Here is a 12,732-nt window from a genome sequence, read left to right on the forward strand (position 1 = left end):
CTATTGCACTTGGCCGTTTAGCCCTCTCCCCTCCGGGGAGAGGGTGGCCCGAAGGGCCGGTGAGGGGGTCGTGCATGGCGTTACGTCCGGCACAAGCCCACCCCCCTCACCCTAACCCTCTCCCCAGAGGGGAGAGGGGATTTCAAGCCTTGGGCGAGGCTGGGCGAGGTCGTGCGTGGAACAGACTCTGGCGTTGACCTGGCAGCTTTCCGAGATCCACGGCTGGGGATTGGTCGGCGTCCACACGGCGCTCCATCTCGTCGCGTTGGGCCGCCCTCCGCTCTTGCTGGAAAAGCCGCTGATGTCCACCCTGCGGCCGGAAAACCGGGACAGGCTGAAGGACCTGGAAGACGGCCACCGGCAGATCGCCGCCATCGCCGCCCGCTCCAACGGCCGGGTGCTCGGCCTTGACGGCTGCACGGTCCTGCACGCGCTCGGCAACGGCTTCGTGCCGGGTCCCGCCTCCGCCCGCTTCCGCGGCGACCGCAACGTCGGGGTCATCGCCTTCGAAGACACCCTGTTCAACCGGGACGCGCTGGAACGCGCGCGGCGCTACGACGGGCTGGTGGTGCATTCGACCTTCAACCGGGACCTGCTCGCCGAGCAGGGCGTGACCGGGGTTGCCTGCGCCTTCCAGGGGGTGGATGTCGACGAGATGCGGCCGGAGCCCCCGGCCAAGCGCTTCGGCGACCGCTTCGTCGTGTTCTCCGGCGGCAAGCTGGAATTCCGCAAGGGGCAGGACATCGCGCTCGCCGCTTTCCGCCGTTTCCACGAACGCCACCCTGACGCGCTGCTGATCACCGCGTGGCACAATCCCTGGCCGCACACCTCCATGGACATCGCGGAGTCGCCGCTGACGCCGTCCGCCCCCGCCGTGGGAGACAATGGCAAGCTGCGCATCGTGGAATGGGCGATGGCCAACGGCCTTCCCCCGGAAGCCTTCGTCGACACAGGCTTCCTGGAGCGCCGCCAGATCCCCGCCATCCTGGCGGAGTGCCACGCCGCCATTTTCCCGAACCGCTGCGAAGGCGCCACCAATCTCGTCGCCATGGAAGCCATGGCCTGCGGCGTGCCGGTCATCCTGTCGGCCAACACCGGCCATCTGGACCTGATCCGCGACGGCAACTGCCTGCCGCTCAGCCACCAGACCCCGGTGGCCGATCCCGCCGGCCGGCGCCGGTGCTGGGGTGAATCGTCCGTCGAGGAAGCGGTCGAACTGCTGGAGACCCTCTACACCGACCGGGCCGCTTCCCGCGCCTGCGCCGACAAGGCGCAGGCGTTCCTGCGCGGCGAGCGGACGTGGCGCGCCTTCGCCAAATCCTTCGTGGCGGCGGCCCAGCCATGATGGGGGAGACGGATCCGGCAACGCTGCTCGCGGCGGGACTGGCCCACCACGGTGCCGGCCGCAGGGTCGAGGCGGAAGCGGCCTACCGTCGGGTGCTGGCCGCCCGGCCCGACCAGCCCGACGCGCTGCACCTGCTGGGCGTGCTGGCGCTCCAGGACGGAAAGCCGGCGACGGCGGCCGACCTGATGGCGCAGTCCATCCGCCACCACCCCGGCAATCCGGCCTGCCTCTCCAACCTCGCCAGCGCGTTGCGAAGGCTCGGCCGGCACGGGGAGGCGCTGGCCTGCTGCCGGCGCGCCCTGGCGCTGGATCCCGGCTTCGGCGACGTCCTCAACAACCTCGCCAACGTCCTGACCGACCGGGGGGAGCACGCCCAGGCCGCAACCGCGCTGCGCCGGCTGCTCCGCCTCAAGCCGCTGCTGACCGAACCAAGGGTGCCGCTCGCCCAGGCGCTGATCCTGGACGGCCGCGCGGGGGACGCGGTGGAGGAGCTGATGACGCTCCTCGGCATGACTCCGCTGTCGGCCGCCGCCTACGCCACCCTGGGGCTGGCCTGCCGCCGGCTCGGCCGGCTGGAGGAGGCGGTCGGCCATTACCGCTGCGCGCTCGGCTTCGCGCCGGGCGACGCGGGCGTGCTCAACAACCTCGGCGTCACGCTTCAGGATCTCGGGCGGCTCGATGAGGCCGCCGCCTGCTTCCGCCAGTCCATCGCGGCCCAGCCGGACGGCGCCCACGCCTATCTCAACCTCGGCCTCGCGGCGCGCGACGCCATGCTGGTCGACGAGGCGGTCGGCGCGGCGCGGACCGCGGTCCGGCTGGCCCCCGCGCTCGCGGAGGCCCACACCGCCCTCGGCTTCGGGCTGCTGCTCAAGGGCGAGCTGGAAGAGGGGTTCGCGGAATACGAATGGCGCTCGCGCATGGCCGACTTCCCGTCGCCCCGGCGCAGCTTTCCCTCGCCCGCCTGGGACGGGCGCGACATCACCGGGCGGACGCTGCTGGTCCACGACGAGCAGGGCGTGGGCGACACCATCATGCTCGCCCGCTACGCCCCGCTGCTTCAGGCGAGCGGCATCCGCGTGTTCGTCGAATGCAACACGCAGCTTGTCCGCCTGCTCTCCGCCATGCCGGGCGTCGCCGGCGTGGTCGGCCGCTTCGACGCGCTGCCGCCGCACGACGTCCACGTCGCGCTGGCGAGTTTGCCGCACCGGCTCGGCACCATGCTCTACACCATCCCCGCCAACGTGCCCTACCTGCGCCCCGAGCCGGCGCTGGCCGCGGCGTGGGCGGAGCGCCTGTCGGGCACGCGCGACCTTAAAGTCGGGCTCGTGTGGGCGGGAAATCCCGAATTCAAGGCCGACCGCATCCGTTCGCCGCGCCTGAAAGGCTTTCTTCCGCTGCTGGAGACACCGGGCGTCACGTTTTTCGGGCTGCAAAAGGGGCCGGGCCGCAGGGATTTGGAAACAGTCGGACCGCTGCCGGCGTCCTTCATGGATGTCTTCACCGACCTGGGACCGGAGATCGCCGACTTCGCCGACACCGCGGCGATCATGGCCAACCTGGACCTCGTCATCAGTTCCTGCACGGCGCCGGCGCATCTGGCGGGAGCGCTCGGCCGTCCGGTGTGGACGGTGCTGCCCTTCGCCCCGGACTGGCGCTGGCTGGACGCCGGTCTCTGCACCCCCTGGTACCCGACCATGCGCCTGTTCCGCCAGGATCGGCGCGGCGACTGGACGCCGGTCATGGCCCGCGTCCGGAACGCGCTCCAGGCCATCGCCCGAACCCGCCCCTTCTGATATGCCCCTTCTGATACGGGCAGCGCCTGTGACGGTGTGGGGATGAGCGGCCGGTCGCCGAGCCTCACAGCTTGACGGCCCCCTGCCCTTTCACGCACCTTTCGCCCGAAGACGTCATCCAGCTCCGTCTCGGGAGCGGCAAAGGTGCCACCGGCGTGTCCGGCGAATCCGGCAGGGGTTGCAATGGGCCAGATCATCACTGTGGGCAGCAGCAAGGGCGGCGTCGGAAAGACGACGCTCGTCAACGCGCTTGCCGAATTCCTCAAACGCCGGGGGGCGTCGGTTTTCTGCATCGATGCCGACCCGAACAAGAACCTGAGCGGCTGGCTGTCCGCCACCGGGATGGTGGAGTTCCGGGTGGTTCAGGCCGACGACCTCGTGCAGGTGGCCAACGAGGTTTCGGCCAGCCACGATTTCCTGCTCATCGACGTGCCGGGCGCCAACAGCACGGCGCTGGTCAACGCGATCGACATTTCGTCGCTGGTCCTGATCCCGACCAAGGCCGACGCGAAAGACGTTGTGGAGGCGTTCCGGACCTACCAGCATGTGGTCAACGCCATCACCAAGGCCCGGCGGTTTTCCCCCAAGGCGTTCATCCCGGCTGCGGCGGTCCTGTCGCAGATCGACCGCCGCGCGACGGTCGACCAGGTCGCGCGCCGGCAGCTCGAAGGGCTGTCGATCCCGACGCTGAAGGCGGACCTCGGGCTGAAGGCATCGATCAACCACGCCAGCTTTGCGCAAAAGCCGGCGCCCTACTCCCCCATGGCCGATGATATCAACGCCATCGGCGCGGAGGCCCTTGCGCTGCTGGAGACCTTCCGTGGCTAGGCGCGGGGAAAAGATCGCCGGAAAGGACTTCGAGGTGGTGCGCAAGCCGCGCTCCCGAAAGCCGAAGGAGCCGCCGCCCTCCCTGGCGATGTCGGCCTATCTCGCCACGGTGATGGCCGAGGCCGCGCCACCGGTCGAACCGCCGCCGGAACCGGTGGCGCTGGACGGTGACCTGTTCCCGCCCCTTCCCGAAGGGCGCATCCCCCAGACCGTGGACGAGTTCCTGACCCGGATCTCGGAACTGTGGGAAGACGCGCAGCAGCGATTCCTGCGGATCGGGGAACTGCTGTCGATCGCGGAAACGCGTTTGAGCGAGGAGGAACGCGCCGCGCTGCACGAGGGGCTGAACCGGCGTTTCGGGAAATCGGCCCGATCCCAGCTCATGAGCGCGTACCGGGCCATTCGGGACAAGGTCGTTCCGCCCGAACTGGCGGCGGCCGGCTACGGCACCGTCTACATGCTGGCCCGGCTCACCGATGCCGAACGCCAGCAGGCGGCGGAGCGGGGCCTGGTGCGCCCGGACGTCCGGCAATCCGAAATTCGCGAATTCTGGAAGGCCGTCAGGACCCCGCCGCCTTCGACCGCCACGCGGCGCGCGGACCTGGAAGCGCGCCGGGCCAAGCTGCTTCTCGAAATCCGGAAGATCGACGACGAGCTGGCGCGTTTAATCGATTAAACCACCGCCGCCTTGCCGAAGGACTCTGGCCGGATTGGCTGGGGCCTTGCCGGCATCGTCACGTTCGCAGGCAGGGCTGAGTGAAAGCGCGTCGCGCTCCAGCGAACGACGCGGGTTGCCCTGTTCCGGTTCCGGTCGTCATCAACCGGACAGTCAGGTCCCACCACCCAGGACGGCGGCCGGGCGGCGCAGCACCGGGTCGAACGGGTTGATCTGGCGGCTCACGCCCGCGGCTTCGCGTTTCAGGATGTCCACCACGACCGGAAGGCGGTCGTCGTTCAGGCGCTCCGCGATGGTGCCGACGCTGATGGCGGCGACGGCGTGGCCTTGCAGGTCGAGGATCGGCACCGCCACCCCGGCCATCCCGGGAAGCAGCCCGGTGGACCGGCTGGCGTAGCCGAGGTCCCGCACCCGCGCGATTTCCGTGCGCAGATACACCTCGTCCAGAAAGCCCAACCCGTGCATGCGGGGCAGGTTGAAGCGGATCACCTCCTCCCTTTCATCGTCCGGCAGGAAGGCGAGGATGGAGAGGCTGCCCTGCCCGATGCCGAGCGCCACGCGCCCGCCGATGTCTCCGGTGAAGGAGCGGATGGGAACCGGCCCCTCGCTGCGGTCCAGGCACACGGCGTCGAAGCCGCTGCGGACGAGCAGGAACACCGTGTCCCGCAGGGTGGCCGACAGGCGCAGGATGATCGGCCGGCAGATGTCCCGCAGGTTGCCGGGGTTCCCCGCTTGCGCCGCCAGCGCGAAGAAGTCGATGCCCAGGCGATAGCGTTTGGTCAGCTTGTCGGCCTCGACCATGCCCTCGTCCGTCAGCGTTTTCAGGATGCGGTGGACGGTCGGCGGCGTCAGGGCCAGCGCGCGGGCGATGTCGGTCAGCCGCGCGCCGTTCTCGTTCGAGGCCGCCAGCACGCGCAGGATCGCCAGACCACGCTGCAAGCTCGTTTTCGCACCCGCATCATCGCTGGTCATTGTTCACCCCGTTGAAATGGGTTCGGCCACGCGGCCCCATGGAATTCCGGATATCGGAATGAATAGCAGATTCTTTTCCGCATATGGAAAAGTTTGTTGACCGACCCTGCAATGCGGGGAAACGATCATCGGCAGACGTGAAACGTCCGCTTCAGGGAGACCCACCCCGTGTCCTTCCTTACCCTGCGCAACGTCACCAAGCGCTACGGCTCGTTCGAGGCGGTCGGCGATGTGAGCCTCTCGGTGGAAAAGGGGGAGTTCGTCTCCCTGCTGGGGCCGTCGGGCTGCGGAAAGACGACGACGCTCCAGATGATCGCCGGCTTCGTGGAGGTGACGGGCGGCACCATCGAACTGGACGGGCGCGACATCACGCGGACCAAGCCGAACAGCCGCGGCCTGGGCATCGTGTTCCAGAGCTACGCGCTGTTCCCGCACATGACCGTGTCCGACAACGTCAGCTTCGGGCTGGAGATGCGCCGCGTCCCGAAGGCGGAGCGCGCGGCGCGGGTGGAGGAGGCGTTGGCGCTGGTCCATCTGGACAAGCACGCCGGCCGCTATCCCCGCGAACTGTCCGGCGGCCAGCGGCAGCGCGTGGCCCTGGCCCGCGCCATCGTCATCCGCCCGCCGGTCCTGCTGCTGGACGAGCCGCTGTCGAACCTGGACGCCAAACTGCGCGAGGCCATGCAGTTCGAATTGCGCGACATCCAGCGCAAGGTCGGCACCACCACCATCATGGTCACCCACGATCAGGCGGAGGCCTTCTCCATCAGCGACCGCGTGGTGGTGATGGAGGCGGGCCGGATCACGCAGATCGACCAGCCCTACCGCATCTACGAGCATCCGGAGACGGAGTTCATTTCCCGCTTCGTGGGCAAGACCAACATGCTGCCGGGCAGCGTGGCGGCGGTGGCGGACGGAAAGGCCGCCGTTTCTCTCGCCGCCATTCCGGTGGAGGTCCGGGCCGACGGCCTGTCGGCCGGGGACGCCGTCGTCCTGTGCATCCGTCCGGAAAAAATGCGCCTCACCGATCCGGGGCGGGGACGAATGGACGGGCGGGTAACCGACCGCTTCTTCCTGGGCAGCCAGTGGCTCTACCACCTGGACGGTCCCCTTGGCCCTCTGATGGCCGTGGCGTCGAACGACGGGGAGCCGCCGCTCGACCCCGGCACCCCGGTCGGAATCGACTGGCCGGCGTCCGTGGTGCGCGTGCATCGCGGCGCGCTGTCCGCCGCCCCGGCGCTGGAGGAGTTGGAATGAGCAGCGTCTCCACCGAACCCGCCCTCACCGATCCCGCTCCCGACTCCGCCCAGGCCGCGGCCCCCACGGTTTGGAAGCGGCTTGCCCCCGGCCTGATGGCCGGACCGGCGGCGCTGCTGTTCGCCACGCTGGTGCTGACGCCGCTGCTGCTGACCCTGCTGCTGTCCTTCAACGAGTACGAGCACGCGACGGGACGCACCCACGGCTTCACGCTCGCCCACTACGCCGAGGTGCTGAGCGACGGCTATTACCTGGACATCTTCCTGCGCACCTTCCGGGTGGCGGCCCTGGCGACGGCGATCTGCGCGGTCGTCGGGGTGCCGGAAGCGGTGATCCTCAGCCGGATGGGCAAGCCCTGGCGCTCCCTCTTCCTGCTGGTGGTGCTGGCGCCGCTGCTGGTGTCGGTGGTGGTGCGCGCCTTCGGGTGGAGCATGCTGCTGGGGCCGGAGGGCGTGGTGAACATGATCCTCCAGGCCGTCGGCATCGGGCGCACGCGCCTGCTCTACAGCGAGGGCACGGTGGTCGTGGCGCTGGTGCACATCATGCTTCCCTTCATGGTCATTCCCGTCTGGACCTCGCTGCAAAAGCTCGACCCGGCGGTGGAGCAGGCGGCCCTGTCCTTCGGGGCCTCGCGCGCCACGACCATGCTGCGCGTCGTGGCCCCGCAGATCCTTCCGGGCATCCTGTCCGGCAGCCTGATCGTCTTCGGGCTGAGCGCCAGCGCCTTCGCCATTCCCGGCCTGCTCGGCGGACGGCGGCTGAAGATGGTGGCGACCGTCGTCTACGACCAGTATCTGGGCGAACTGAACTGGCCGCTGGGCGCCGCCGTCGCGGTCATCCTGCTGCTCGCCAACCTGATCGTGATGCTGACCTACCATCATGTGGTGGACGGCCATTACCGCCGGCGGATGGGGTGAGGGCGCCATGACGAGGAACGGTCCGATCGCGCTTCTCTTCCACACGCTGGTCGTGGTGTTCATGCTGGCGCCGCTGGTCATCGTGTGCCTGGTCGCCTTCACGCCGGAAAACACGCTGACCCTGCCGACCGCCGGGCTGTCGGTGCGCTGGTTCAAGGCGGTGTTCGCCCACCCCGACTTCGTGCAGTCCTTCTGGAACAGCCTGTGGCTGGCCTTCCTGGCGGCGACCATCGCCGTGGCGGCGGCCGTGCCCGCGGCGCTGGCCATCACCCGGTGGGAGTTTCGCGGGCGGGCGTTCCTGAACGCGCTGTTCCTGTCGCCCCTGATCATCCCGCATCTGGTCCTGGGCGTGGCGATGCTGCGCCTGTTCGCGGTGGTCGGCGCCACGGGCAGCTTCGGCTGGCTGGTGGCGGCGCATGTGGTGATCGTCACGCCCTTTGTGATGCGCCTGCTGGTCGCCGCCATCAGCGGCTTCGACCGCAGCGTGGAGCAGGCGGCCTATTCGCTGGGAGCCAGCGAGGCGACGGTGTTCCGGCGCGTGACGCTGCCGATGATCCTGCCGGGCGTCACCGGCGGCTGGCTGCTGGCCTTCATCAACAGCTTCGACGAGCTGACCATGTCCATCTTCATCACCTCGCCGTCCACGGTGACGCTGCCGGTGCGGATGTACATGTACGCCACCGAATCCATCGACCCGATGATGGCCGCCGTGTCCGCCCTGATCATCGCAATCACCGCGGCGGCGGCGCTGCTGCTGGACCGCGTGTACGGCCTCGACCGGATCCTGGTCGGTCAACGCTGACCGGCCCATCATGGAGACGACCATCCCCATGCCCCTCCTCCTGCGCATCGCCGAGCGGAGCCGGCGCACGGTGCCCTTCTTCCTGGACGGACGCCCGTGCGAGGCCCTGGAGGGCGACACCGTGCTGACCGCCATGCTGATCAACGGCGACCGGCTGCGCGCGTCCGAGTTCAGCGGGCAGCCGCGCGCCGGATTCTGCCTGATGGGCGCCTGCCAGGATTGCTGGGTGCGCACCGAGGACGGCCGACGCCTGCGCGCCTGTTCCACCTTCATCGAGGACGGCATGCGCCTTGTCTCCGGGACGGATGCAATGTCCGGAACGGGGGTGCCGTCATGAGCGCGCCGTTGCGTCCCGTGATCGTCGGCGCCGGCCCGGCCGGCGTCCGCGCCGCCGAGGCGCTGGTCGCCGCCGGCCTGCGCCCGGTGGTCATCGACGAAGCCGCCCGCTGGGGCGGCCAGATCTACCGCCAGCCGCCGGAGGGCTTCCAACGGCCCAAGCGCGCGCTCTACGGGTTCGAGACCGGGAAGGCCGACGCCCTCCACCGGGCCATGGCGGCGATCCGGACGGAGGTCGACTACCGCCCGCGCAGCCTCGTGTGGAACGTCGAGGCGGGGGCGCTGGACGTCACCCGCGACGGGCGGTCGGACACCCTTCCCTTCACGCATCTGATCCTGGCGACCGGCGCGACCGACCGCGTTCTGCCCTTTCCGGGCTGGACGACGCCCGGCGTCTTCACGCTGGGCGCCGCGCAGGTGGCGCTGAAGTTCCAGGGCTGCGCGGTGGGCGAGCGCGTGACCTTCCTCGGCACCGGGCCGCTGCTGTATCTCGTCGCCTACCAGTATGCCAGGGCGGGGGCGACGGTCGCGGCGGTGCTCGACACCGCGACCACGCTGGACCAGACGCGGGCAGCACCCGGCCTCCTGCGCGACCCGGCGACCTTCGCCAAGGGTCTGTACTATGTCGGGTGGCTGCGCGCCCATGGCGTGCCGCTGCGCACCGGCGTGCGGCCCCTGCGGGTCGAGGGGGATCGGCGCGTGGCGGCGCTGGTCTGGCGCCAGGGCGGCCGGGAGAGGCGCACCGCCTGCGACGCCGTGGCCTTCGGGCTCGGCCTGCGCTCGGAAACCCAGCTTGCCGATCTGGCGGGCTGCCGCTTCCGCTTCGACGCCATGGACCGCGCCTGGCTGCCGGAACGGACGCCCGCCGGACGCAGTTCCGTCCCCGGTGTCTATGTGGCGGGCGACGGTGCAGGAATTGCCGGGGCGGACGCCGCGGAACTCGCCGGGGAACGGGCGGCGCTTGCCCTGCTGGAGGACGCCGGCCACGGGTTCGACACCGCGCGGGCGGCGCAGCTTGAGCAGCGTCTGACCGCCGCCGCGCGCTTCCGCCGGGCGCTGGCCGCCGCCTTCCCCTTTCCGGTGGACTGGGCCGCCACGGTGCCCGACGACACGGTGCTGTGCCGGTGCGAGGAGATCACCGCCGGCACACTGCGCCGCGCCGCCCGGGAGGACGGTGCCATGGAGATCAATCGGCTGAAGGCGCTGACCCGCATCGGCATGGGGCGTTGCCAGGGACGCATGTGCGGGGCCACGGCCACGGAGCTGCTGGCCCAGTCGCTCGGCACGGGGCCGGATGGCGTGGGACGCCTGCGCGCGCAGCCGCCGGTGAAGCCGCTTCCCTTCGCGGCCGGGCTGCGGGACGACGAGGTGGCGTCATGATCGAGCGTCTGGACACCGACGTCGCCGTGGTCGGCGGCGGCATCGTCGGCGGGTCGGCGGCGCTGTTCCTGCGCCGGATGGGATTCGGGGTCGTGCTGCTGGAGCGCGACTGGTGCGGGGCCAAGGCCAGCGGCGTGAACTACGGCGGCGTGCGCCGCCAGGGCCGCGCGCCGGAACAGCTGCCGCTGTCGCAGCGCGCCCATCGGATCTGGGGGCAACTGCCCGCCCTGATCGGGACGGACGGGGAGTATGTGCGCTCCGGCCACCTGAAGCTGGCCCGCAGCGAGGCCGACCTGGAATCCCTGATCGCCTACAACCGGCGCTTCGCCGATTTCGGGCTGGGGCTGGAAATCATCGCCGGAGACGCCTTCCGCGCGCGCTATCCGGAACTGGGCGACCGGGCGGTCGGAGGCTCCCTCTGCCCGGAAGACGGGCACGCCAACCCGCGCATCGTCTCGCCCGCCTTCGCCCGCGCGGCGGCGCGCGCCGGTGCCGTGGTGCGGGAGCAGACCCCGGTGGATGCCGTGGAGCGCGCGGGCGACCGTTTCGTCCTGCGCAGCGGCGACGGGCTGGAGGTGCGGTCCCGCATCCTGCTGAACTGTTCCGGCGCCTGGTCGGGGCGCCTTGCCGAAACCTTCGGGGAACCGGTGCCCCTGACCTCCGCCCACCCCTGCATGGCGGTCACCGAACCGGTTCCGCGCTTCCTCGACGTCAACATCGGGGTGGAGGGCGGTGGCGTCTACGGCCGGCAGGTGGAGCGTGGCAACATGGTGATCGGCGGGGGGCGCGGCTTCGCGCTGGACGCCGATCGCGCCCGGCCGCAACGCGACGCCGTGCTGACCCTGATGGGCGAGGCCGTGGATCTGTTCCCCCAGCTGCGCCACGCCCACGTCATCCGTTGCTGGACGGGCGTGGAGGGCTACACCCCCGACCGCAACCCCATCATCGGCCCCAGCGCCACCACGCCGGGCCTGTTCCACGCCTTCGGCTTCTCCGGCGCCGGGTTCCAGATCGGACCGGCGGTGGGTGAGGCGCTGGCCGAACTGGTCCGCGACGGCCGGTCGTCCGCGCCGCTGGACGCCTTCCGCATCACCCGTTTCGCAAGCGCCGACGCGGCTCCCGGCCTTGCCCACACGCCCGGTCACTGATCGCGAGCCCTCAAACAATCACCAACGAACAAGGAGACCACGTCATGACGCAGCCCCCCGCCCTTACATCCAACGCCCGCACATCCAACGCCCACCCGACCAGCGCCCTCCGCGCCGCCCTGCTGTGCACCGCGCTGGCCGCGGGGACCGCCGGCACCGCCGAGGCCCAGACCAAGACGCTGTACATCGGCATGAACGGCGGCACGATGGAGAAGACCTACACCGAGCACGTCTTCCCCGCCTTCGAAAAGGCGACGGGCGCCAAGGTCGTGGTGGTGCCGGGCACGTCGTCGGACATACTGGCCAAGCTGCAGGCCCAGAAGGACAACCCGCAGATGCATGTCGTCTTCCTGGACGACGGGCTGATGTACCGCGCCATGGGCATGGGGCTGTGCCAGAAGACCGCGCCGTCGCCGGTGCTGGACGAGGTCTATCCGACGGCCCGCCTGAAGGGGGACATGGCGGTCGGCGTCAACATGGGCATGACCGGCCTCGCCTACAACACCAAGATGTTCCAGGAGAAGGGCTGGGCGCCCCCGACCTCCTGGATGGATCTCGCCGACGCCAAGTACAAGGGAAAGGTCGTCGTGCAGTCGGCGGCCAGCAGCAGCTTCGGCCTGCACGCCTTCCTGATGTTCAACCGCATCCAGGGCGGCACCGAAGCCAATGTGGAGCCCGGCTTCAAGGCGTGGCGCGGCACCATCGGCCCGAACGTCCTGGAATACATCCCCAGCTCCGCGAAGATTTCGGAGATGGTCCAGACGGGCGAGGCGGCGCTTTTCCCGCTTACGCCGACCGCCGTGGGGGCCCTGAAGGACAAGGGCATTCCCGTGGAATACGCGCAGCCGAAGGAAGGCTCCGCCGTGCTGATGGTCGCCGAATGCGTGGTCGCCAACAACAGCGAACCGGACCTGTCCCAGAAGCTCGCCGCCTTCCTGCTGGCTGCCGACGCGCAGAGCAAGGCGCTGGAGCACGGCAGCCAGATCCCGTCCAACACCACGGTCAAGCCGACCGGCGAGACGGCCAAGCTGGTCGAAACCTTCCAGGGCTACATGAAGAACGCCGTTCTGGTCGACTGGGACGTCATCAACGAGAAGCGCCCGGAGTGGAACCAGCGTTGGAACAAGGAAATCGAACGCTGAAGCACCCGCCGCGCCGGTGTCCCGCGGAGCGACGTGGATGGCCGGGTCGAGCCCACGGGTGCTAACTTTAGCCGTTCGGAGTGGCCTGCCATGGGCAACCACCGTCCCATCCCGTCATCCCCGCGAAGGCGGGGAT

Annotated in this window: 12 protein-coding genes; 11 read left to right on the forward strand and 1 reads right to left on the reverse strand. The window is 70.0% G+C overall.

Translation table 11 applies throughout. The annotated features are described in order from the left end of the window. Positions 1–175: 175 nt before the first annotated feature. From ACSVC7_RS12290 to ACSVC7_RS12305, 4 genes are all read left to right on the forward strand, one after another. Positions 176–1,345: a glycosyltransferase family 4 protein gene (locus ACSVC7_RS12290; RefSeq protein WP_448205821.1), complete on the forward strand. Its 1,170-nt coding sequence runs from the start codon at positions 176–178 to the stop codon at positions 1,343–1,345. Then, complete coding sequence (locus ACSVC7_RS12295; protein WP_448205822.1) at positions 1,342–3,138, forward strand: tetratricopeptide repeat protein; 1,797 nt, start codon at positions 1,342–1,344, stop codon at positions 3,136–3,138. The genes ACSVC7_RS12290 and ACSVC7_RS12295 overlap by 4 nt, the downstream gene beginning before the upstream one ends. Before the next feature lie 183 nt (positions 3,139–3,321). Then, positions 3,322–3,966, forward strand: a complete 645-nt coding sequence (locus ACSVC7_RS12300) for a ParA family protein (RefSeq protein ID WP_448205823.1) — start codon at positions 3,322–3,324, stop codon at positions 3,964–3,966. After that, positions 3,959–4,642: a hypothetical protein gene (locus ACSVC7_RS12305; protein ID WP_448205824.1), complete on the forward strand. Its 684-nt coding sequence runs from the start codon at positions 3,959–3,961 to the stop codon at positions 4,640–4,642. The genes ACSVC7_RS12300 and ACSVC7_RS12305 overlap by 8 nt, the downstream gene beginning before the upstream one ends. Positions 4,643–4,795: 153 nt before the next feature. Here the strand turns inward: ACSVC7_RS12305 and ACSVC7_RS12310 are convergent, their stop codons facing one another. After that, positions 4,796–5,581 carry an IclR family transcriptional regulator gene (locus ACSVC7_RS12310; protein WP_448205825.1) on the reverse strand — a complete coding sequence of 262 codons (786 nt, stop codon included), beginning with the start codon at positions 5,579–5,581 and terminating at the stop codon, positions 4,796–4,798. A 201-nt stretch (positions 5,582–5,782) separates the two neighbouring features. On the opposite strand from ACSVC7_RS12310, the gene ACSVC7_RS12315 reads away from it, so the two are divergent. The 7 genes from ACSVC7_RS12315 to ACSVC7_RS12345 are packed head-to-tail and all read left to right on the forward strand — an operon-like array spanning position 5,783 to position 12,596. Next, positions 5,783–6,871 (forward strand): ABC transporter ATP-binding protein, encoded by a 1,089-nt coding sequence (locus tag ACSVC7_RS12315; protein ID WP_448205826.1) that lies wholly within the window; start codon positions 5,783–5,785, stop codon positions 6,869–6,871. Beyond that, entirely contained in the window at positions 6,868–7,788 is a 921-nt protein-coding gene (locus ACSVC7_RS12320; RefSeq protein ID WP_448205827.1) for an ABC transporter permease, read from the forward strand. Before ACSVC7_RS12315 ends, ACSVC7_RS12320 begins: the two co-directional genes overlap by 4 nt. A 7-nt stretch (positions 7,789–7,795) precedes the next feature. Beyond that, the gene (locus tag ACSVC7_RS12325; RefSeq protein ID WP_448205828.1) at positions 7,796–8,590 is read left to right on the forward strand and encodes an ABC transporter permease; all 795 of its coding nucleotides are present in this window, start codon (positions 7,796–7,798) and stop codon (positions 8,588–8,590) included. Between the two features lie 28 nt (positions 8,591–8,618). Next, complete coding sequence (locus tag ACSVC7_RS12330; protein WP_448205829.1) at positions 8,619–8,927, forward strand: (2Fe-2S)-binding protein; 309 nt, start codon at positions 8,619–8,621, stop codon at positions 8,925–8,927. Beyond that, the gene (locus ACSVC7_RS12335) at positions 8,924–10,306 is read left to right on the forward strand and encodes an FAD/NAD(P)-dependent oxidoreductase (RefSeq protein WP_448205830.1); all 1,383 of its coding nucleotides are present in this window, start codon (positions 8,924–8,926) and stop codon (positions 10,304–10,306) included. The genes ACSVC7_RS12330 and ACSVC7_RS12335 overlap by 4 nt, the downstream gene beginning before the upstream one ends. Then, the gene (locus ACSVC7_RS12340) at positions 10,303–11,454 is read left to right on the forward strand and encodes an NAD(P)/FAD-dependent oxidoreductase (RefSeq protein ID WP_448205831.1); all 1,152 of its coding nucleotides are present in this window, start codon (positions 10,303–10,305) and stop codon (positions 11,452–11,454) included. The genes ACSVC7_RS12335 and ACSVC7_RS12340 overlap by 4 nt, the downstream gene beginning before the upstream one ends. A gap of 44 nt (positions 11,455–11,498) precedes the next feature. Beyond that, complete coding sequence (locus tag ACSVC7_RS12345; protein ID WP_448205832.1) at positions 11,499–12,596, forward strand: ABC transporter substrate-binding protein; 1,098 nt, start codon at positions 11,499–11,501, stop codon at positions 12,594–12,596. The last annotated feature ends 136 nt before the right edge of the window (positions 12,597–12,732 follow it).

The sequence above is a fragment of the Azospirillum mesophilum genome (genome assembly GCF_053470405.2).

Bases quoted from the DNA above. Each gene is read 5' to 3' on its own strand.
- ACSVC7_RS12320 (WP_448205827.1), top strand. From the start codon at position 6,868: ATGAGCAGCGTCTCCACCGAACCCGCCCTCACCGATCCCGCTCCCGAC.
- ACSVC7_RS12295 (WP_448205822.1), top strand. From the start codon at position 1,342: ATGATGGGGGAGACGGATCCGGCAACGCTGCTCGCGGCGGGACTGGCC.
- ACSVC7_RS12335 (WP_448205830.1), top strand. From the start codon at position 8,924: ATGAGCGCGCCGTTGCGTCCCGTGATCGTCGGCGCCGGCCCGGCCGGC.
- ACSVC7_RS12325 (WP_448205828.1), top strand. From the start codon at position 7,796: ATGACGAGGAACGGTCCGATCGCGCTTCTCTTCCACACGCTGGTCGTG.
- ACSVC7_RS12340 (WP_448205831.1), top strand. From the start codon at position 10,303: ATGATCGAGCGTCTGGACACCGACGTCGCCGTGGTCGGCGGCGGCATC.
- ACSVC7_RS12345 (WP_448205832.1), top strand. From the start codon at position 11,499: ATGACGCAGCCCCCCGCCCTTACATCCAACGCCCGCACATCCAACGCC.
- ACSVC7_RS12300 (WP_448205823.1), top strand. From the start codon at position 3,322: ATGGGCCAGATCATCACTGTGGGCAGCAGCAAGGGCGGCGTCGGAAAG.
- ACSVC7_RS12330 (WP_448205829.1), top strand. From the start codon at position 8,619: ATGCCCCTCCTCCTGCGCATCGCCGAGCGGAGCCGGCGCACGGTGCCC.